This window comes from Paenibacillus sp. VCA1, from assembly GCF_031583795.1.
Taxonomy (GTDB): Bacteria; Bacillota; Bacilli; order Paenibacillales; family Paenibacillaceae; genus Paenibacillus_AQ; species Paenibacillus_AQ albilobatus.
Map to the genome: position 1 here is coordinate 445,540 of NZ_JAVLSX010000001.1, position 21,444 is coordinate 466,983.

The 21,444-nt window shown below is 53.4% G+C and carries 19 protein-coding genes and 3 pseudogenes; 19 read left to right on the forward strand and 3 right to left on the reverse strand.

Going from position 1 to position 21,444, the window contains the following annotated elements:
• Positions 1-8 precede the first annotated feature (8 nt).
• Positions 9-866, reverse strand: coding sequence for an SDR family NAD(P)-dependent oxidoreductase (locus RJP21_RS01830; RefSeq protein ID WP_310857855.1), 858 nt, complete (start codon positions 864-866; stop codon positions 9-11).
• Positions 867-1,042: 176 nt separating this feature from the next.
• Between RJP21_RS01830 and RJP21_RS01835 the strand changes: the two genes are divergently transcribed.
• A complete protein-coding gene (locus tag RJP21_RS01835) occupies positions 1,043-1,549 on the forward strand; it encodes a MerR family transcriptional regulator (RefSeq protein WP_310857856.1) in 507 nt (168 codons plus the stop codon).
• A 92-nt stretch (positions 1,550-1,641) separates the two neighbouring features.
• Here the strand turns inward: RJP21_RS01835 and RJP21_RS01840 are convergent, their stop codons facing one another.
• A complete protein-coding gene (locus RJP21_RS01840) occupies positions 1,642-2,187 on the reverse strand; it encodes a hypothetical protein (RefSeq protein WP_310857857.1) in 546 nt (181 codons plus the stop codon).
• A gap of 237 nt (positions 2,188-2,424) precedes the next feature.
• On the opposite strand from RJP21_RS01840, the gene RJP21_RS01845 reads away from it, so the two are divergent.
• The 8 genes and pseudogenes from RJP21_RS01845 to RJP21_RS01870 all read left to right on the forward strand — a co-directional run bounded on the left by RJP21_RS01845 (position 2,425) and on the right by RJP21_RS01870 (position 8,141).
• Positions 2,425-2,688 (forward strand): response regulator, encoded by a 264-nt coding sequence (locus tag RJP21_RS01845; protein WP_397386158.1) that lies wholly within the window; start codon positions 2,425-2,427, stop codon positions 2,686-2,688.
• Positions 2,685-2,798, forward strand: a pseudogene (locus RJP21_RS31195) (undecaprenyl-diphosphatase); the annotation flags it as partial. The gene RJP21_RS01845 and the pseudogene RJP21_RS31195, both read left to right, overlap by 4 nt.
• Positions 2,799-2,907: 109 nt before the next feature.
• Positions 2,908-3,313, forward strand: a pseudogene (locus tag RJP21_RS31200) (response regulator); the annotation flags it as partial.
• Between the two features lie 113 nt (positions 3,314-3,426).
• Positions 3,427-3,627 (forward strand): annotated as a pseudogene (locus RJP21_RS31205) (response regulator transcription factor); the annotation flags it as partial.
• A 20-nt stretch (positions 3,628-3,647) separates the two neighbouring features.
• The gene (locus RJP21_RS01855) at positions 3,648-4,754 is read left to right on the forward strand and encodes a sensor histidine kinase (protein ID WP_310857859.1); all 1,107 of its coding nucleotides are present in this window, start codon (positions 3,648-3,650) and stop codon (positions 4,752-4,754) included.
• A gap of 146 nt (positions 4,755-4,900) precedes the next feature.
• On the forward strand, positions 4,901-5,836 hold the full coding sequence (locus RJP21_RS01860) for an ABC transporter ATP-binding protein (RefSeq protein WP_310857860.1): 936 nt from the start codon (positions 4,901-4,903) through the stop codon (positions 5,834-5,836).
• Between the two features lie 27 nt (positions 5,837-5,863).
• Entirely contained in the window at positions 5,864-6,988 is a 1,125-nt protein-coding gene (locus RJP21_RS01865; protein WP_310857861.1) for an ABC transporter permease, read from the forward strand.
• 1 nt (position 6,989) lies between these two features.
• Complete coding sequence (locus tag RJP21_RS01870; RefSeq protein WP_310857862.1) at positions 6,990-8,141, forward strand: ABC transporter permease; 1,152 nt, start codon at positions 6,990-6,992, stop codon at positions 8,139-8,141.
• A gap of 220 nt (positions 8,142-8,361) precedes the next feature.
• Here the strand turns inward: RJP21_RS01870 and RJP21_RS01875 are convergent, their stop codons facing one another.
• Positions 8,362-10,104, reverse strand: a complete 1,743-nt coding sequence (locus RJP21_RS01875; RefSeq protein ID WP_310857863.1) for an alpha-glycosidase — start codon at positions 10,102-10,104, stop codon at positions 8,362-8,364.
• 255 nt (positions 10,105-10,359) lie between these two features.
• Between RJP21_RS01875 and RJP21_RS01880 the strand changes: the two genes are divergently transcribed.
• The 10 genes from RJP21_RS01880 to RJP21_RS01925 all read left to right on the forward strand — a co-directional run bounded on the left by RJP21_RS01880 (position 10,360) and on the right by RJP21_RS01925 (position 21,365).
• Positions 10,360-11,034: a response regulator transcription factor gene (locus RJP21_RS01880; RefSeq protein ID WP_310857864.1), complete on the forward strand. Its 675-nt coding sequence runs from the start codon at positions 10,360-10,362 to the stop codon at positions 11,032-11,034.
• Entirely contained in the window at positions 11,031-12,476 is a 1,446-nt protein-coding gene (locus RJP21_RS01885; RefSeq protein WP_310857865.1) for a sensor histidine kinase, read from the forward strand. Before RJP21_RS01880 ends, RJP21_RS01885 begins: the two co-directional genes overlap by 4 nt.
• Before the next feature lie 105 nt (positions 12,477-12,581).
• Positions 12,582-13,496, forward strand: coding sequence for an ABC transporter ATP-binding protein (locus RJP21_RS01890; RefSeq protein ID WP_212958084.1), 915 nt, complete (start codon positions 12,582-12,584; stop codon positions 13,494-13,496).
• Complete coding sequence (locus RJP21_RS01895) at positions 13,493-14,215, forward strand: ABC transporter permease (RefSeq protein WP_310857866.1); 723 nt, start codon at positions 13,493-13,495, stop codon at positions 14,213-14,215. Before RJP21_RS01890 ends, RJP21_RS01895 begins: the two co-directional genes overlap by 4 nt.
• Before the next feature lies 1 nt (position 14,216).
• Positions 14,217-14,960 (forward strand): ABC transporter permease, encoded by a 744-nt coding sequence (locus RJP21_RS01900; protein ID WP_310857867.1) that lies wholly within the window; start codon positions 14,217-14,219, stop codon positions 14,958-14,960.
• Between the two features lie 272 nt (positions 14,961-15,232).
• Complete coding sequence (locus RJP21_RS01905) at positions 15,233-16,393, forward strand: GntR family transcriptional regulator (protein WP_160039101.1); 1,161 nt, start codon at positions 15,233-15,235, stop codon at positions 16,391-16,393.
• Positions 16,394-16,726: 333 nt separating this feature from the next.
• Positions 16,727-18,019 carry a glycoside hydrolase family 125 protein gene (locus tag RJP21_RS01910; RefSeq protein ID WP_310857868.1) on the forward strand — a complete coding sequence of 431 codons (1,293 nt, stop codon included), beginning with the start codon at positions 16,727-16,729 and terminating at the stop codon, positions 18,017-18,019.
• Between the two features lie 125 nt (positions 18,020-18,144).
• Positions 18,145-19,044, forward strand: a complete 900-nt coding sequence (locus RJP21_RS01915) for a carbohydrate ABC transporter permease (protein ID WP_310857869.1) — start codon at positions 18,145-18,147, stop codon at positions 19,042-19,044.
• A 15-nt stretch (positions 19,045-19,059) separates the two neighbouring features.
• Complete coding sequence (locus RJP21_RS01920; protein ID WP_310857870.1) at positions 19,060-19,926, forward strand: carbohydrate ABC transporter permease; 867 nt, start codon at positions 19,060-19,062, stop codon at positions 19,924-19,926.
• 107 nt (positions 19,927-20,033) lie between these two features.
• Complete coding sequence (locus tag RJP21_RS01925) at positions 20,034-21,365, forward strand: ABC transporter substrate-binding protein (protein ID WP_310857871.1); 1,332 nt, start codon at positions 20,034-20,036, stop codon at positions 21,363-21,365.
• Positions 21,366-21,444: the final 79 nt, after the last annotated feature.

The following is a 21,444-nucleotide window of genomic DNA, read 5'->3' on the forward strand; positions in this document are numbered from 1 at the left end:
TTAATCGTTCAGGCGTTCTCACCAAGAAATTCATGTCTGTATATCGTGGTGATCCTGTCTAAAACGTTCTGAGCTTGATCTTTAAAATGCAAATCCGCGACCTGACCCTTCAGCAAAAACACCCCGGTCTCATGGCGATGTTCCCCGAGCGCACCCTCATACAACCGACCAGCGCCTTGGGTAGGCGGGGAGAAAAACAGCTTCATCAACGGTTTGACCAATAGGGGTAGTCCTGATTTTTTTCCCTTTCTTAACGTATTGTTGCTGCCCGGGTCGACGCTGCGGATTTTGATGCCGTCCTTGGCAAGCTGCGGCGCGATGGCCTGCGTCCACAGCGAAAGCGCCAGCTTTGAGGCAGCGTAAGGGCCGATCAGCTTGCGGAAGGTTTTGGGGCGCTCCAGAATTTCGATGCTGAACTCTTTCGTGAATTTAAGCGCTGAAGATGAAGTGTTGATCACCGTTTTTAAGCGGCCGCCGTTAATGAGTTCCTTCAATTCCATCAGGATGATATACGGCACGACCGTCATCACTTCATAATGCTTCTCGCGCCCTTGTATCGAATAACTCAGCTCGTGAAAGCTCCCGCCCGCGTTGTTGAACAACACATCGATCCGCTGTTCCTTATTTTTGATCTCCTCCAAAGCCCGTCTCAAGCTGGCGTAATCCGCGAGATCGGTTACTTTATACATGCGAAGCCGCCTGCTTTTGACCGCTTTTTGGATGCTCGCATCGTCTGCCGGAAAGTCCGAACGGTTCAAAGCGACCACCTGCCAGTCCTCCGACAATAATTTCCGGGTCAATTCCAACCCGATCCCGGCGCTTGCGCCCGTAATCAGTGCAATATTTTCGCGTTGGTTTTCGTTCATTGTGCTTCTCCTCCTGAAGTCGGGATATTTCCCCTAGTAGCGCACATTGTAGAACTTGGAGTCGGCTCCAAGTCAAGGAGCGAAAACAGGGTTTTGGTTCAAAGAGGAATAGACTTGACTTGGAGCCAGCTCCAAGATGTATAATGCACAAAAAACAATCTCCAGGAGGGAGTAGGGTGAAGGCAGAGCAAACTTTTACGATCAAACAAACCGCCGAGCAAACCGGCATCTCCGAGGATACGATCCGTTATTACGAAAAGATCGCGCTGCTGCCCCGGGCGGACCGGAAGGACAACGGGCACCGCATCTACCGGCAGGAGGACATCCATACGATCCGGCTCCTATCCTGTTTGAAAAAGACGGGAATGCCGCTGGAGGAAATGCGGCCGTTTTTGGCGGTTTCCGCCGATGCCGATCCCGCGGAATATCCCGAGCTGGTGGAGCGTTTAATGAGCCACCGGGAAAATATCGTCAGCCAAATCGCCTCGTTGCAGCAGGTGGTCGATTTTATCGACATGAAGCTGGGAGAGGGGAGAGTCCGCCGGGATTGCTCGGATGAAAGCGGGGACGATTCGTCAGAAAAAACGGAGGAAGGGCCAAAAGCAAAGTCTGTCTCGCCTGTTGAGATGCGTTATTTTCCCTTATCGGCCAAAGCGGTTAAATCGATGGTTACGAATAGATAATCCCGTTACCAGTCCGACCATGGCTAGGAGGATCATTAGCTAGGTTAGAAATTCAACTTATGAACATGTGTCATGAAAAGTTGGATCGAAGTTTATCTATAGCTAAAAGAGAATAGTACTACTCCCGAAACAGCATCTACAACAATGTTATTCTCTCTAAAAATTTCATGTTGCGTTTTACCATCTTTAATGGCCCCTCCAGCTGAGAGGAAGGAAACCCCTTGAAATATAACAATATAAACAGGAGCCTCGTTCAATCCGTTTTCTTTCAGCTTATCGTTTTTCCGAATAGCGTTCTCGGGAATGATTTGCAAGTCTGCTGTTAACAGCTGATACTCCACTTTGATGTTCTTTGCAGAAGATGACAATGGGAAATAATCAGATGCTGCTTGAATAGCATCATTTTCTGATATTGCAGCTCCTTGCGTGGTATTTCCAGTCGGCTTTTTAAGTTTCATGTTAAATCGGCTAAGGGCGTTTAAATCCATTGAGGTTTCGGGTTTATCCAAGACTTGAGGTGATTGGATCGTATCTTCAGCAGTAGTAGGCGAGTCGATATCGATAGCGTTTACCATTGAAAATGATGGTATGGCGAGGACAGTAATGATCGCCATTGTTATAAATATATTTTTTTCCATGTTATACACCTCCTAAATCATAGGATGGACAATATTCTGATGAATATAAAATGCCGTCTTGTAAGCAGAAAAGGGAGTGCCCAGCAAAGCAAGTAAAAAGGAGCGGTTGTCTCGCGGCAGCTGCTCCTTTTCCATGTCCGTCTACCGCTCAACAGGAGCAGCCATGATGCAAGCTAGTCGCATATCTTCATGGTACAATACTAGGCAAATACCCCTTTGACGAAGGAGAAAACCGGAATGTTCAAAATATTTATCGTCGAGGATGACCAAGGCCTTGTGGGCCTGCTGGAAGAGCATTTACGCAGGTTCGGTTACGAACCGAAATGCGCTGCCGATTTTGGAGCGGTCATCGCCGACTTCGAACGGTTTAAGCCCCATCTTGTGCTGCTTGACGTCAATTTGCCGATGTTCGACGGCTTTTATTGGTGCAGGCAAATCCGGAACGGCTCGACATGCCCGATCATATCATTTCCGCGCGCGACGGCAAAATGGACCGGGTGATGGTGCTGCTTGCCATCCGTTTTTTCCTGAAGCTCATCAACCGGATCAAGCTCGTGCCGTTTGCCGTATACCGGATCGTGCTTGCGGGAGTTATCTTTTTCATGTTATAAGCTGACCGCAGCTATTCCCAGCCCCTGATTCAGGGGCTTTTTTCTATCCCTTCCCCACCGGGCGCGGCATCATGTAAAATGAGTTTGATAAGGAGACAGGAGGCTGCGCATGAAAATTAAAGTGCTGATCGCGGATGATAATTCCTTTATACGGGAAGGCATGAAGATCATCCTGAATACGTTCGGGGATTTTGAAGTTCTCGCTACGGTGGACGATGGGCGGCAGGCGGTGGAATACTGCAAGGCGCATGAGGTGGACGTCGCTTTGCTGGATGTGCGGATGCCGAACATGAACGGGGTGGAAGCCGCCAGATTGCTGACCGAGGAAACGCGGACCAAACCGCTGATCCTGACGACCTTCGATGACGATGAATACATACTTGATGCCATCCGCTCCGGCGCGAAAGGGTATCTGCTGAAAAACAACGATCCGGAGCGGATCCGCGATGCGATCAAAAGCGTGCACAACGGGCACAGCGTCCTTCAGGACGTGGTGCTGGATAAGCTGAAGTCGCAGGTGACGGGCGGGCCGGGCGGTGGTTCGCCAGCGCCGCAGCCAGCGGCCGGGAAGCCGCCAGCGGAAGAAGCTTCAAAGAAGGATGCCGGAGATCGCGGGGATGCCTGTCCCTTCGACCGCAGCTTGTTCACCGAACGGGAGCTTGAGGTGATGTCGTTGATCGCCCGGGGCTTGTCCAACAAGGAGATTTCCAGGGAGCTGTTTATATCCGAAGGAACGACGGCCAATTACATCACCTCCATCTTGAACAAAACGGCGCTTTCGCACCGCACGCAGATCGCGATCTACTACCTGACGGGCAAAACCCGGTAGAGTGAAAGGATAACATATGTATGGAACTGTGGACGGTCGGCAATAAAACGATCATGCTGCTGTTTGCCGTCATCGCGACCTATTTTACGGCAGCCACGAGGGACGTATGGCTGGTTTTCCTGTTTCTCGCCTATTTGGCGCTGAACCTGATCCTGCATATCGTCAAGCGCACCCGCACCAAAAAGGCGATCGTTCTGGCGATTATTCTGTTTTTGATCGGCTGCTCGGTCTATCATCCGTATTTTACGCTGCTGCTGCCGTTCAGCTTCAATGAGCTGGCTTCTTTTTATCCCGGCTCAAACGGTTATTTGCTGCTGGCCATCATGGCCCCGGTCATTTTTCTGCGCGATACGATGATGATTTTATATGCATTTGTGGCTGCGCTCGGTTTTTTCAACTATTGTATGGTACGCCGCTATATGGGGAGAGTGGTCAGGCAGGAGGACGAGCTTGGGAGCATGCGCAGGCAGCTGCATAAGATGGCCAAAAGCCTCAATGAGAATCAGGATTTCGCTCGCGCTTCCGAATATATGGTCAAGCTCGAGGAGCGGAACCGGCTCACCCAGGAAATTCATGACGGCATCGGCCATTCGATGACGGGCGCGCTGATTCAGATGGAGGCCGCCAAACGGCTGCTGAACAGCGATCCGGCCACCGCGGAAACGTTGCTGCAAAACGCCATCGGCATTTCCAAAGAAGCGATCGAGGAAATCCGGATTACGCTCAAAAGCAATAAACCCCCCGTGGAGCAGCTCGGGCTCAGCCGACTGAAAACCGCCGTGGAAGCCTTCAGCGGAAAAACCGGACTGATGACCTCGGTCGTTCATGAAGGGAACATGGAAAGCATCACGCCGCTGCAGTGGAAAATCATTTATGAAAACGTGACGGAAGCGCTGACCAATTGCGCGAAGTATTCCGGCGCCACAGCCGTCCACGTCGAAATCCGGGTGCTGAACCGCCTGATCAAAGCCGTCGTCGCCGACAACGGAAAAGGCGCGGCCAAAATCGTCAAAGGTCTCGGCTTAATCGGGATGGAGGAGCGTACCGCGTCGGTCAGCGGGACGGTCATTGCCGACGGCACGAACGGTTTCAGCATCACGACCCTGATTCCGCATGAGGGCAAGTGAGAATGTTCATCCGCCCCGCGGCGGATGCCCGCAACAACATATGAAATTTCTCATGTACAAAGGATGAACTTATGCACTGACGTAAGGGCGTCCTTTTTTATTAAGATGGGGACATCAAGAGAACAACGAAACGGAGTGAAAAATAAATGAACGTTTTGGATATTCGGGGTCTTACGAAAAAATTCGGCGATTTCGTCGCGGTCGACAACATGTCGCTAACGGTTCGCGAGGGGGAAATTTTCGGGTTTCTCGGCGCCAACGGCGCCGGTAAAAGCACCACGATCAACATGATCTCGTCGCTGCTTCGTCCGACGAGCGGGGAAATCCGGATTTTGGAAAAGGACATCATGAAGCAGAGCCGTTTTGCCAAGATGAACTTGGGCATCGTTCCGCAGGATCTGGCCATTTACGAAGATATGACCGCCTATGAAAATGTAAGCTTTTTTGCCGGATTGTACGGACTTCGGGGCGAGAAGCTGAAAGAGCGGACCGAAGAAGCGCTGGAGTTCGTCGGACTCAGCGACAAGGCGAAAAACTTCCCGAAAAATTTTTCGGGCGGTATGAAACGCCGCCTCAACATTGCCTGCGCGATCGCGCATAAACCGAAGCTGATCATTATGGACGAACCGACGGTCGGGATTGCCCCCCAATCGCGCAACTATATTTTGACTTCGGTGCGGAAACTGAACGAATCGGGCTGCACCATCATTTATACCAGCCACTACATGGAGGAAGTCGAAGAAATTTGCTCGCGCATTGCGATCGTCGACCATGGCAAAATCATCGCCGAGGGAACGAAAGAACAGCTCAAATCGACCATCACCGACGTCAAGGATATCCGAATCGAGCTGAAAACCGTGCAGGGAACGGAAGGGGAGCTGCTGAAGCCGGTTCCGGGCGTACGGACCGTGCACCAGGAGGATAACGTGATCCGCGTGCACAGCGATGCGGCTGTCGATAATTTGAACAGGATGCTCAAGCAGCTGATGGATGCCGGCAAAGAAATCCGCTCGGTCGAGGAGCAGGAGCCGAATTTGGAGACGGTATTCCTGACGCTGACGGGCCGTAACTTACGGGATTAAATTTCGACGAAAAGAGGTATTTATGCCGTGAATATTTTATCGATTGCAATCAAAGAGATCAAACAGGATTTCCGCGACCGGCGCACGATCCTATTCATGCTCTGTTTTCCGATCGTGCTCATGCTGATCCTCGGCCTCGCGCTGACCAATGCGTTCAGCTCGGAAGTGTCGATCGGGGACGTGAAGGTCGTCGTAAAAGACGCCACCGGCGGAGGGCCGCTTTCCGAAGCTTTTGCGGCCTTTACGAAGGAAGTCGGCAAAATGGGCGTTACCTTCGAACCTCTAAAACCCGGCATGGACGGTAGAGAGGAAGTCGAAAACAACCGCTACGCGGATTATGTGGAGCTGACGAACCAAGGCATCTCCATGTACGGCAGCAGCCGCGACGCGATCGAAAGCAATATCGTGCAGGGGATGCTGGCTTCTTTTACGGATAAATACAATGCGACGGCGACAGTGGCGAGCATCGAACCGGCCAAGACGGAGATGGTGCTTGCAAGCGGCGGAAGCGACTACATCAAGGAATCGTCCGTCGACCCCAATCGGACGCCGGGCTCGATCGATTACTATGCGCTGGCGATGACCGTCATGGTCGGCATGTGGGCGGCCATGGCCGCAGGCGGGCTTATTCAAGGCGAGGTTTCGCGGGGAACGGCCGTAAGGCTTGTCATTGCCCCGATCCGCAAAAGCGAGATTTTTGCGGGCAAAATTTTAGGCGGGCTCGTCTCCAATTTATTATGCGTCATCGTCATTATTGTGTTCAGCAAATACGTGTTCAAAGCCTATTGGGGTCATCATATGGGAATCGTCATCATCGTGCTGATATCCGAAGTCATCATGGCGATGAGCTTCGGCCTGGCCGGCAGCTATTTGTTGAAAGGAGCGGCATCGCGCGGCATCATCAGCCTCGTCGTTCAATTGTTGTCCTTTTTCGGGGGCGCCTACTTCCCGATCGGGGATGATTCCGGCGGAGGCGTGATGGGATTTCTCGTGAACCTGTCCCCGATCCGATGGGCGAACCACGGTTTGACGCAGGTCATCTACGGCAACAACGTTTCGGCGGCATGGCCCGTCGTTATGCTGAACATCGGTTTCGCTGTTTTATTCTTGGGCGTATCCATATTTGCAATGAGACGCAGGGAGGGACTGTAATATGTGGAGAGATATATGGTTTCTGGCGACCCGAACGATGCTCATGACGTTTCGGAAACGCAGCGCGTTGATCTTATATTTCGGCCTGCCGATCATTGGCATACTAGGCTCCGTTCTGCTCTACGGTTCGAGCGGACCGACGGAACTGAGGGTAGGGGTCGTCAACGAGGACAGCGGTCAACAGATCGCGGAGGACACGGTCGGATTCGTTAAGAATCTGGATCATGTCAGCCTCGTCAACGTTAGCCGCAGCGAATTAAAAGAGCAGCTGGCTGCAAGCAAACTCGACAGCGGCCTGATCATCGATTCGGGTTTTTCGGAAAGCGTGCTGAGCGGGAGTCCCGATCATATCGCGATCGAATCGGTGAAAGGCGCGCAAGTCACCGCGTATATGAAATCGATGCTGCACGGATATATCGATAACGTATCGGCAATGGGCAAAATCGCGGGCGGCGATGCGGACAAATTCGGAAAGCTGTACGATCAATACCGCTCCTCTACGTTTAAACTGACGTCCGAATCGGTAAACGATACGTCCGTAACGAAAGAAATGTCATACCAATCGATCGGGTTCCTGCTGATGTTCATGTTGAATTCGGCCTCGGGTTTGGCGGAATTGATGCTTAAACACCGGGAAAACCGGACCTACTACCGGATTCTTTCTTCGCCGATCAACGCCAGGACGTATGTGCTTGCCAACATTGTGGTGAACGCCATCGTCATGGTCGCGCAAATCGTGATCGCGCTCTTTTTCATGCGGGTCGTGTTCCGTTTGGACCCGGGCGTTCCGATCGGTGAGATGCTGGGCATATTGGCCATCTTTGCGGTCGTATCGATCAGCCTGTCGCTCGTCATCATCGCATTTTCGAAAAGCTCGGGCATGGCCGGCGCGCTGCAAAACCTCGTCATCATACCGACATGCCTGCTGTCCGGCTGCTTCTTCCCGCTCAGCATCATGCCCGAGACGCTTCGCCGGGTCTCCGACTTTTTGCCCCAAAGCTGGGTGCTGCAGTCCATCGAAAAGCTGCAGGCGGGAGAAACGTTCGGCTCCATTTGGTTTCATCTGTCGATTTTGCTTGCATTTGCAGTCGTGTTCTTCCTGATCGCGACATACAAGTTCGGACGGAACAACGATACGAGAAATTTCGTATGAAGCCGGATTATTCCGAAGCGTTTGAATGTCTTGTTCCAAATGGAGGATTTTGCAAAATTGCAAGGAGCGACTTTCAATCAGCAATAGATAGAGCGAAACGGTTTAATTCGTCTATATATGTACCCGGGAGCGGCCGGAATCGAATTTTGCAAAATAAAGGGGATGTCCCGCGTTAGCGGGCATCCCCTTTGCGCATGCAGCGTTTAGTTTGCACGTTATCTTATAAGGCCCTTAACATCACACAGCCGTAGGCAGGCAGCTTCATGCTGAGCACGCCGCTGTGGGCGGATACATTGTCGCCGGTGCGGATGTCCTGCCAGCGTTCCTCCGGCACCGACACGTTGATGTTTTTCGCTTTTGCCGCATTGTTCATGAAGATGACGATTTTGTCGTTTTCGTCCTCACGGGTATATACCAAGCTGGTGCTGCCGGCTTTAGCCGACAGGAATTTCAGCGATCCGGTGCGGAGGGCGCCGTATTTTTTGCGCAGGGCGATCAGCTCCCGGTAGAAGGAGAACAGCTCCCGGTCCTGTTTGGTTTCATCCCACTCCATGCATTTGCGGCAGCCCGGATCATGTCCTCCGGTCAAGCCGATTTCGTCCCCGTAATAAATGCAAGGCGTTCCGGTATAGGTGAATTGGAACTGGACGGCGAGTTTCATTTGTTCCTTATTGCCGTCGCATTTGGTCAGCAGCCGGGCTGTATCATGACTGTCCAGCAAATTGAAGGCCACTTCGTTAACCTGGCGCGGATAGCGCACATATTGGCTGGCGAGAGCGTTCGCAAAGCTGCGGGCATCCCGGGTGCCGTCAACGAAAAAGTCCAGCACTGCATTCGTAAACGGATAATTCATGACGGCGTCGAACTGGTCTCCCATCAGCCATGGCGAGGACTCGTGCCAAATCTCGCCCAGGATATAGGCGTCCGGCTTGATGCCTTTGACGACTTTGCGGAATTCCCGCCAAAATTCGTGATCGACTTCGTTGGCGACGTCCAGGCGCCAGCCGTCGATGTCGGCCTCCTTGATCCAATAAGCGGCAGCCTTCAGCAAATATTCCTTTACCTCGGGATGGGCGGTGTTCAGCTTCGGCATCAAAGGCTCAAAAGCAAAGGTATCGTAAGTCGGAATGCCGTCTTCCACGGCAATCGGGTATTTCCGGATATAAAACCAATCTTTATAGCGGGATTTTTCCCCGTTTTTTTGCAGGTCCACAAAAGGCGCAAACGTTCTTCCGGAATGGTTGAACACCGCGTCGAGAATGACGCGGATGCCGCGCTCGTGGCAGATGGCGACAAGTTTTTTCAACGTATCGAGATCCCCGAATTGAGGATCGATCTGCATGTAGTCCTCGGTGTCGTATTTGTGGTTGGTCGTCGCTTTAAAAATCGGCGTGAAATAAACCGCGTTGATGCCGAGTTCCGACAAATGGTCGATATGGTCGATGACACCCTGCAGGTCTCCGCCGAAAAAGTTGTCCGGCTTAGGCGTTCCGCCCCAAGGGAGCGTTCCTTCCGGATCGTTGGCCGGGTCGCCGTTGGCAAAACGTTCGGGAAAAATTTGATAGAACACCGCATCCTTCACCCAGTCCGGCGTTTCAAACACGTCGACCGGATTGATGAACGGATATTCGAACAGTCGATCCGGATTTTCCGGCTCCTGCTTCAAAAAGTCGTATTCGGTCATCCAATATTTCTCCGCGCCTTTTTGCAGCAAAAAGCTGTATTTTAATCGCCGGTATTCCGGAACGATTTCGCATTCCCAATAATCGAACAGCTCGTCGGACGCGAGCTTCGTCATCGGCACATAGGTTTTGGAACGATCCCAAATGTATTTGTCCCCGGCCATCGCGGACACGGCGGTGACGTCATTCCGCTTGGTGCGGATCCGGAGATGGATCGTGCGCCCGTCATAGGCGTAACACCAGTTCAGTTTAGGGCGGTGATAGACAGCTTCAAGCAGCATGAGATTTCCTCCTTAAGGCTCAAATATGATATTCTGCGATAAAAAGCGATAGTGGCGGAGGGGACGGAATCGATCCCCACCACATCAAAAAAAGGCACAACCGGGACGGATAGCGCTGTCCGAGGTTGTACCTTGATTTCAGGGTAACATAGCCTTTAAATTGATAATGAATGATACGTAAAATATATCACGGTTTCATGGACGACACAACCGGGTTTATGCAGATCCGAAAAAGGAAGGATGAGCAACAATCGTATGAGCATTCATTTGTTATATATCGAAGACGACACGGAGATCGGCGCATGGGTAAACGAGGATTTGACGGGGAGGGGATATGAGGTCACTTGGCTGCAAAACGGGGAGCGGGCCGTCGACCACGCGACGGGATGCCGCCTCGTCATCCTTGACGTGATGCTGCCGGGCCTGGACGGATTCACGATCGGGCAGCGGCTCAAAAAAGCCTATCCGGATCTGCCGATCCTGATGCTTTCGGCGAGAACCTCCATCGACGATAAACTCGAAGGGCTGCAGTTCGCGGACGATTATTTGACGAAGCCGTTTCATCCGGACGAGCTGGCGGCCCGGATCGAGGTTCTGCTGCGCCGCTCCGGCTCCTATTCTTCAGAGCCGCTGGCGCTGGGGCATCTCCTCGTCTATGAACGGGAAAACCGGATCATGAACAAGGACACGGGCGAGGAAATCGTTCTGACAGGCAAGCAGTTTCAAATTTTCATGTATTTGCTCCGGCATCTTGGACAAATTTTGACGAAAGAGCAAATCTACGAAGGCGTTTGGGGAGATCCGTACCTCGACGGGGATAAGACCTTAATGGTCCATATCCGGTATTTGCGTGAAAAGCTGGAGCGCGATCCGGCGAATCCGGAAATTATCGAGACGATCCGCGGCGTCGGCTACCGGGTGAAAGCATGAGGAACAAGACGCTGCCGAAACCCCGTTTTCGCGGGTCCCTGCTTTCCAGATATCTGCTCATCATTCTGATTGCGCTGCTGTTCATCCCGGTCGTGTTCCCCGTTTCGCTGATCGGTTACCAGATCGTGCAGAACTTGGTGCACGGGAACGTGTATCCGAAGTCCGGGCAGCAGCCTGAGGAACGGTACCGGACGATCCATCTCGAAAACATGTGGCACGACGAAGCCAAGAAGCTGAAGGGAAGCACGCCGGACGAGATCGACCGGAGGATCGGCGAGCTCGGCAAGGCGTATTCGAAAGTGGATATGTTTTGGGTCGACGCCGATTCGCGTGTAAGGCAGCCGGCCGACGGCAGGCTGCATTTGCCCGAAACATGGGACGCGGCCGACGCGATTTCGTACATGAAGCATTACAGGGAAGCGACGCAGCAATTTTCGGTGATCGCGTTTATCGGGGACGATGAAAAGCTGAACCGGGGGTTTATGGTCATGCAGGTCTCCAAAGCGGAGTTAAGCCCGAAGGATAACGATCTGTCGGCTCGCGAGTCGATGGCTTTTTTCGGCATCATCCTGCTGATGTTCGTGCTGTTTATCGTCGTATCCTGGATGTTTTTCATGAACATGCGCCGGAGGCTGCTCCGCCTGCAGTACGCTATGACGGTTCAGAACGGGAGCGGATTGCCCGATCCGATTGCGGTCCGGAAAAGCGATGAAATCGGGCAGCTTGAGGAAGCGTTTAACGGTATGGTCCGCCAGCTTGACGGCAGCCTGAAGCGGGAACGCGAAGAGGAGGAGCTGCGCAAGCGCCTGATCGCAAATCTGTCGCATGATTTAAGGACGCCGTTGACGGTCGTCCGCAGCCATGTGTATTCCCTGCAAAAAGAGCAGCTTTCGGAACGAGGCAGGGAACTGCTGAAACTGACGGAATCCAAGCTTGGCGATCTTTCCGGCCTTATCGACAACCTGCTGTCCTACAATTTGCTGACAAGCGGCAAATATACGCTCCACCCGGAGCGCATCGACGTGCTCCGCATCGTCCGGGAAAGCGCCGCGGCCTGGTATCCCCTTTGGGAAAAGGAAGGTTTCGAGGTGGATATCGACCTGCCGGAAGGGCCTGTTTATTGGATGCTTGATGCCCAATGGTTCCGGAGAATCCTCGATAATTTATTCCAAAACGTCGTCAGGCATGCACGGAGCGGGCAGTATATCGGCGTCGGGACGGCAACGGACGCAGCCGGCGGCATGGCCATCGTTATTAGGGATAAAGGCAAAGGGATGAAGGCTTCCTCGGGAGATAAGGGGGCGGGGATCGGCCTGGCGATCGTCGGCTTCCTTGCGAGGGAAATGGGGCTGGGGATGGAAATCCGCAGCACCGAAGAGGGCACGGCCATCATGATCTCTCCCGCCGCTTTTGGGGGCGAACAGGGATTAAAGCTGAGATGAAAAGATGAACGAGGGCGGGCGGTCCCAAGTTTAAAAAAATTTTAAACTTGGGGCCGCCTGTCTTTTAACCTAAGGGGGCTAATATAGTTCCCGAGGTGATTGATAGTGAGAGAACTCGTGATCGAGACAAAAGATTTGAATAAAAAATATCGCGGGCGTTACGCCGTCAGAAATTTGAACCTGGAAATCGGAAGAGGGGAGATTTACGGATTCCTGGGGCCGAACGGCGCCGGCAAAACGACGACGATCCGGATGCTGCTCGGACTGATCCGTCCGACGATGGGGTCGATCCGGATTTTCGGTAAAGACTTGCGGAAAGAAAAACTGAACATCCTCCGCAAGGTCGGCTCGCTGGTGGAATACCCGTCCAACTACGGGCATTTGACGGCGGTGCAAAACCTGGAAGCGGTGCGCCGCATTTTGGATGTGCCGAAATCCCGGATCGACGAGGTGCTGGGCATCGTATCGCTGACCAAAGACGCAAAACGCCCTGTGAAGGGGTATTCGCTCGGAATGAAACAGCGCCTTGGCATCGCGACGGCCCTTCTCGGCAACCCCGAGCTGCTGATTTTGGACGAGCCGACCAACGGTCTGGATCCGGAAGGCATTCACGAAATCCGCGAGCTGATCCGCAGCATGCCGCAGCAGCATGGCATTACGGTACTGGTCTCCAGCCACTTGCTGTCCGAGGTGGAGCAGATGGCCGGAACGGTAGGCATCATCCGCGAGGGCGAGATGGTCTTTCAGGATACGATCAGCAACTTGCAGCAGCAGGCATCGGGAGGTTTCCGGCTCGTCGTTTCCGAACCGGTCGAAGCGCTGCAGCTGATCCGGGGACAGGGTTACGCCGGGCAGCTGGAGGAAGGCGGGCTCAGGCTGGACCAGCTCAGCGATCCGGAAGTGGCGCTGCTCGTCAAACGGCTGGTGGACCATAACCACGCGATTTACCGCGTGGAAGAGAAACGCCGCACGCTTGAAGATATTTTCATGCAGGTGATCGAGCAAGGGGGACTTTCATGATGATCGGTAAAGCATTGTCGTCCGATTTCCTGAAGATCCGCAGAAAAGGCGTCTGGTTTCTCGTCCTGCTCGGCTCCGTCGGGCTGCTGGCCATGCAGGCGTTGAATTTCGGCCTTCGTTACGATTACATGATCGATCATTATAAATCCGATTTGTGGCAAGGGCTGATCCGGGAGATTTTCTCCTTCGTGCCGATCGCCTTATATCTTGGGGCCACGTTGATCTCCTCGCAGATCGCGAACGTGGAGCATCAGAACAATTCATGGAAGCAGCTGCTGGCTTTGCCGATCTCCAGGGCATCCGTATTTACCGCCAAGGTTCTGCTCGGCTTTATCGCGATGGGAGTCGCCTGCCTGATTTTATCTGCCGGAACCGTCGTGTTAGGGATTCTGCTGAAGTTCGGAACCGGGAATATCCCGTATTTGATGATCTTGAAGCTTAGCTTTTTGCCTTACCTGGGGGCGCTGCCGATGCTGGCGCTGCAGTTGTGGCTGTCTTTGTCGCTTAAAAATCAGGCTCTGCCCGTCACGCTTGGCATTACGGCGGCCATCGCCTCGATGTTTGCCGCGAACTACCCGGAATTCATTCCGCTTTCCTGGCCGTTTTTGTCCTTTATCAGCGAAGCGAAACCCGCGCTTCCGGTAGGTGCGGGCATCATTCTCGCTTTTATCATCTACATGGCGGGTATGGGGCATTTTCGCGGAAAGGATGTGAACTGACATGGGAGGTTATTTTAAAGTATTGTCTTCGGAACGCCTGAAGATGTCGCGTTCGTTTATCGTGCTTTTGCTGCTGCTGAGCCCGGCGATTGCGGTTTTGGTCGGACTGCTGTCGAATATAGAGGGCGCGGACCGCCCTTGGCTGGTTTTGCTGGGCACGATGGGGATGCTGCACGCCCTGCTGTTTCTGCCGATCCTGTCCGGCATATTCGCGGCTTTTATTTGCCGGTACGAACACAGCGGGGGAGGATGGAAGCAGCTGCTGGTACTGCCGGTGACCCGGACGGGCGTATTTTTCGCCAAATATTCGGTCGTGATCGGGATGCTGGCATTCATGCAGATCCTGTTCCTCGGAGCGATGCTGCTTGTCGGCTCGATCAAAGGCATCGATGCTCCCGTCGAATGGGGGATCATCGGGCGCTGCCTGCTCGGCGGATGGGTCGCCTGCCTGCCGCTGGCGGCGCTGCAGCTTGCCGTATCGCTGATGTGGAGCAGCTTCGCCGCTCCGCTGGCGCTGAACGTCGTGTTCACCATCCCGAACATGCTTGTTGTCAACTCGGCCCAATACGGCCCCTATTATCCTTGGGCGCAGCCGTTTCTCGCCACGATTCCCGGTCAGGCGATGGAAGGCGGGGGCTTCGGGGCAATGAACCTGCCGTTCGAAAATTTGATGATTACGGTGCTGGGCAGCTTCGTGGTTTTCCTGATTTTCGGCTGGACGTATTTCAGACTGAAGGAAATTTAGAAAATAACGCAAATAACGTTCGCTTCAAGCGGATGAAATCGCAGAAAGCAGCCGTATCCATTCAAACAAAGCGTCTTCGCAACGTCGAAGGCGCTTTGTTTTATTATAATCTACGAGGTTCCCGCAAAATGCCTGAATCGGCTTCGAAGGTTTGCTATTCACAAAGTAAATATAACATGATATATTATTATATGATGTTTGCATACAGTGTAGATTATCGACGACGTATCTATCCATGCAGGGTAGATATTTTCTTGTGGAGGGAACTAATCATGTCGCATGAAACATCCTCAAAACCGATGTACGAGCAAATATTCGAAGCGCTGCGCGATCAGATCATATCCCGCAAATACGCACCCGGCGAACGGATTCCTTCGGAGAAGGAGCTGGGGGAAGCCTATAACGTCAGCCGCATTACGAGCAAAAAAGCGCTGGAGATGCTGACCCAGCATGGATACATCGTCAGGCAGCCCGGCCGCGGTTCGTTCGTGTCCGAGGATTTTGGTTCGGAAGGAGCGGCGCAGGGCGCCATGGCGCAAGGGGCAGCCAAACCGCGCATCCATCGCGATAAACCGCTGATCGGGCTCGTCATGACGGATTTCGGGGACAGCTACGGGACAGGGCTCATATACGGCATGGAGGAAGCATCCCGTCAGCATGACGGCTATTTGGTCCTAAGAAGATCGCTTGGCGTGGTCGCCAGCGAAGAAGAAGCGATTCGCGGCCTGCTGGAGCTGGGGGTCGACGGTTTGATTATTTTCCCTGCGCAGGGCGAATATTTTAATGCCGAAATATTAAAGCTTGTCATCGGCCAATATCCGTTTGTGCTGCTGGACCGCCATCTCAAGGGCGTCTCGGCAAGTTCGATCAGCACGGACAACGCGGCGGCGGCCAAACGCATGATCGAATATCTTTTCGAATTGGGGCATACCCGCATCTCCTTGATGACGCCGCCGCCGCAGGATACGACGGCCATCGAGGATCGGATCGAAGGCTTTATTCAGGCCCATGCCGAAAGCGGCATCGCGGCGGACCGCAGCCTGTGGATGGAGCGCATTACGGCTACGCTTCCGGCTGCCTTTGTCCCCGGGAATAAAGAAAAAGAGAAGGAAAACATCAAACAGCATCTGCGGGAGCATCCCGAAATTACGGCGCTGTTTGCGATGGAATACAATATCGCCCTGCTTGCCTATGAAGCGGCCCGCGAATCGGGACTCCGGGTTCCGGAGGATTTGTCGATCGTCTGCTTCGACAGCCCGGATTATGCCGGAGAACCGCTGTTCACCCACATGCGCCAAAAGCAGGAGGAGATGGGACGGCTGGCCTTCGAAAACGTGCTGAAGCTGAGAAACGGCGAAAGCGTGCCGAATAAAATGCTGCTGGACGCCGAGCTGATCGTCGGTTCCTCTTCGGGACCCGCCCGGGAGGGATAACGCCGGCGCCTTCATGGAAGAATGCCACTCACGATGTGAATGGCATTCTTTTTTTTTGCTCCATACGAGCATTTCCCCTGCAAGCGCAGAATTGGCATCGAGGCTAAGGGAGCAATTTGCGGGTTTTTATGCGTTGCAGGCTGTTCGATAACGATCCTGTGTTTAATATCATATTGGTATATAAAAATGTTATAAAAAACATATTGACATGTTATATTAGTGATTTTATAATGTGTCTATGCAAGCGCTCACAAGGTTGATATATCGTTGTTATTTGCAATTTGAATGTCATGATATGCCGTCATCATAATTCGTACCTAAAGGGGAATGCACATGAAGACATGGGGAATAGAACCCGTTTCGTTGGGGACGCTCGCCGGGAGAATGTCCGAAAAGCTGGCCGAAAAGCCGCGGCTTTTGGAGCTTTTCCGGAACGCCATCCGCAATACGTGGGGGACGACATTAAAAAAAATGGAGGATGGGACCACTTTCGTCATTACCGGCGATATTCCCGCCATGTGGCTGCGCGATTCGGCGGCTCAAGTCAGGCCGTTTTTGGCGTTGGCGGCCGAGGACCGGGAAGTAGCGGACTTGATCGAAGGGCTGGTGGTTAGACAGCTGCGGTTCATTTTGCACGATCCATATGCAAACGCTTTCAATCAGGAGGCGAACGGACATGGCCATCAAAGCGACGACACGGATATGTCCCCTTGGATTTGGGAGCGGAAATACGAGATCGACTCGCTTTGTTATCCGCTGCAGCTGAGTTATCTGCTGTGGAAAAATACCGGCAGAATGTCGCAGTTCGGCGAGGAATTCGTCCAGGCCGCGAACGTCATTTTGGACTTGTGGACGACGGAGCAGCAGCATGAGACCGACTCAGGCTACCGCTTCGAGCGGAAGGGCGGCGCTCCTACGGATACGCTGATCCGCGAGGGGAAAGGGGCGGAAACCGCGTATACCGGCATGACCTGGTCGGGATTCCGCCCCAGCGACGACGCCTGCGAGTACGGCTATCTGATCCCGTCCAACATGTTTGCGGTCGTGGTTCTCGGCTATCTTCAGGAAATCGCCCGCGAAGTGCTGCAAGACGAGCGGTTATTCATCCGGGCGCATAAACTGGCGGCGGAAATCGACGACGGCATCCAACGGTTCGGCATCGTGCAGCATCCGGAGTTCGGTCCGGTCTACGCCTATGAAACCGACGGGCTGGGGCATTACAACCTGATGGACGACGCGAACGTGCCGAGCCTGCTGTCCATTCCTTACCTCGGATACCGCGGAGCGGACGATGAGGTGTACCGGAATACGCGGCGGTTCGTTTTGAGCGGGCATAATCCTTACTTCTATCGGGGGAGCGCGGCGGAAGGCATCGGCAGTCCGCATACGCCCCGGGGTTACGTCTGGCATATCGCTTTGGCGATGCAAGGCCTCACCGAGGAACGCCGGGAGGAAAAGGAACGGCTGCTGCGGCTCATGAGCGAGACCGATGCCGGAACCGGCCTGATGCATGAGAGCTTTAATCCCGACGATCCCAGTGAATATACCAGACCGTGGTTCTCCTGGGCCAATATGATGTTCTGCGAGCTGCTGATGGATTATTGCGGGATTCGGGTGAAACGGTGACAGTTTTCGACGGACCGGAAAATGATGCAAGTGCGGGAAAAAGAGCCGGACAAAGCTTATGGTCCGCCTAAGCGGCATCGCCCAATCTTTTCGCCAAAAACAGACGTGCAGGAGGTATGTGAAACATGGGGTTCAACAAAAGGAAACTTCGCGGCTGGGCCAAAGGTTATTTGTTCATTTTGCCTTCGATCATCGGCTTCAGCGTGTTTGTCGCTTATCCGCTGTTGTCGTCCCTTTATTATGCCTTGACTGAATGGAGCGGCTACGACACGCCCCGGTTTGTCGGCTTCGATAATTTCAAATACATGTTCACGGAGGACCCGGCTTTTTGGCCTTCGGTTCGGGCGACGCTTTATTTCGTCATCTTGAGCGTGCCTTCGTCGCTCATTCTCGGCCTGCTGCTGGCGATGCTGCTGAACAAAAGCCTGCCCGGAATCAAATGGTTCCGCACGATCTATTATTTGCCCACGGTGGTGCCGTCCATCGCTTCGCTAACGTTGTGGCTGTTCATCTACCAGCCGCAATACGGCTTGGCCAATTCCCTGCTGCGCCTGCTGGGGCTGCCCGAAGGGACGTGGCTTACGAGCGAAAAAACGGCGCTGCCCTCGCTTGTGCTGATCGGGTTATGGCAGGTCGGATCGGGCGTCATCATCTTTCTGAGCGGCCTGCAGTCGGTTCCCCAAGAACTGTACGAGGCGGCCGAGGTTGACGGAGCCGTCCGGTGGCGGACGGCGCTGCACATCACCATCCCCATGATTACTCCGATCTTGTTTTTGCAGTTGATCCTCGGCATCATCGGCGCGTTCCAGGCCTTTAACCAGGTTCAGGTGCTTACGGGCGGCGGCCCGAATTTTTCGACCTCGCTCCTCAATTTCAAAATCTACAACGACGCCTTCGGCGGCCGAATGTTCGGCTACGCGATCGCGGAGGTATGGGTTCTCTTCGTGATCATCATGATTTTTACGGCCTTGACTTACCGGTATTCCAACCGGTTCGTATATTACGAAAGCGACAATGCGAGATAAGGAGGTAGATTCATCATGGTGGTGCATGCGGAAGGGCGAATGAAGCGAAGACGGAAGCTCGGCCTGCTGGATGCCGTACGGTTCGTCATTTTGGCGGTCGGCGCCGTCGCGATGCTGTTCCCTTTGCTTTGGATGGTGACCATTGCGCTTAAGGGCAACAACGACGTATTCAAAATTCCTCCGGAATGGTTCCCCCGGGAGCTTCACTGGTCCAATTTCGTGACCGGAACGAAAGAAATCAACTTTTGGCAAACCTTCGGCAACTCGATGTTTATCGCGGTCATGTGCACGATCGGGCAAATCGTCAGCTCCGTGCTGGTCGGCTACGGGCTTGCAAGGCTGCATTTTCCGGGCCGCAAGCTGTGGTTTTCGCTGTTTGTCGGCAGCCTGATGCTCCCCGGATTCGTCGGCATGATCCCTCTTTTCAATCTGTATACCGAGCTGGGATGGTACGATACCTGGCTCCCGATCATCGTGCCTGCTTTTTTCGGCAACGCCACGTTTTCGTTTCTGTATGTCCAATATTTGAAAACGATCTCCGTATCGTTCGACGAAGCGGCCAAAATCGACGGCGCCTCGGATTTCTATATTTTGACCAAGGTGCTTGTGCCGATGACGATGCCGGTGATCATGACGATGGTTATTTTCTCCTTCCAAGGCGCATGGAACCAATACCTGGAACCGCTGATTTACATCATCGATCCGAGCAAATGGACGCTGGCACTTGCGATGGCTTCCTATAAAGGCACCTATGCGACCGCGTGGAACCTGTTTATGGCCGCGGACCTGATTTACATCCTTCCCATGCTGCTCATTTTCTTCTTCGGGCAGAAATACTTCATGCAGGGGCTGGGCTCCCTTAATTCCGCTTCGCTGAAATAACCCGGGTGAACCGGATCGGAGGTGGTGCGTGCCGGCTTGATGCAATTCTCAAGACATATCGGACTTTAGGCGTCATTTTATCAAATTCGTTTAGGGAGGTCTTTTTTATGAAAAAGGTTGCCGGAAAGTGGACCGCTGGAATGCTCGCGATCATGCTGTGTTCAGGCCTGCTGGCCGCATGCGGCGGCAAGTCGGACACGGCGGATTCGCCGGGAACGGGAGGGGGGACGGACAAGGGAGGCAAACAGGTCGAAGTCACGATGATCACCTGGGAATCGGCGGAAATGAACGACAAAATCATGGCGGCGATGAAAAGCTTCGAACAGGAAAATCCGGACATCAAAGTGAAGCTGATTCCTACCCCGCTGGATAACTACGGCGTCAAAATCAACGGCATGCTGACCGCGAAAAAAGCCCCCGACATTTTTATGACGGGCAACGACATGCTGCTCGATAATGCCTCCAAAGGTCTGCTGTACGACTGGACGTCGATGGCGGAGCAGGACAATACGTTTATGGACGGGTTTTATAAAGGCGTGACGGACAGCTGGCATTATGACGGCAAACTGGTCGGGCTCCCGGGGCTCTTGAACACGTACGGCATTTTTTACAATAAAAAAGCGTTCCAGGACGCCGGGCTCACGGAACCGAAAATCGGCTGGACGTACGACGAATTTTTCGCGGACATGGAGAAGCTTTCGAGCAAGCAGGGCGGCGTGGATCAGTTCGGTTTTTACGCTTCGGTGGATCCGTTTATGACCTCGCTGTATTCGGTATCGGCTGGCGGGGCTCCGTTCGCGGACGCCATCACCAGCCCGGCAAAGGTGGAAATCAGCGACAAATTCGTCGAAGGCGTCGAAAAATATAAAAATGCCATTGCCAGCGGCTACATGAATCCGCCTACCTTCGATTTGACGAACGTCATGAGCTCTTTCAAGCAGGGGAAAGTGCCGATGACGTTGCAGGGACAATGGGTTGCCGACGATCTGATCCGGACCGCTCCGAAAGAATTGGAATGGGGATTCGTGCCGATGCCCGTCGTGAACAGCCAAACCGAAATATACGATGCCGTAGGCTGGTGTTCGCCGGCTTCGATCCAAAACCCGGAGGCCGTCTGGAAAGTGCTCAAGTATCTGGATTCCAAAATGTACGAGGAAGTGCTGCCGAAAACGCCGGTCGCGCCGGCCGCATACCAGGCATCCTCTTCCGCCTACTTTGACGCTTTGAAAACGGCAGGGCATCCGGAGGTCGGCGAATCGATCGACCATATCCTGAAATCACCGAGCACGCAGCCGGTCCGCTTTCTGGCAACCTGGACGGGGAAAGCGAATCCGTTCATCGAAGCCTCCTGGAAAAACGTCCTCATGGGCAAAGCGCCGATCACCGAGCTGAATACGATGGCGGACAAAATCAATAAAGTGATTTCGGAAGCCAAATAAACGCCTGGCGTTAAAGCATGAAGCCGATCAAACCAAAAAGGAGGTCGGCTTCAAGTTTTCGCATATATCCGCACAATAA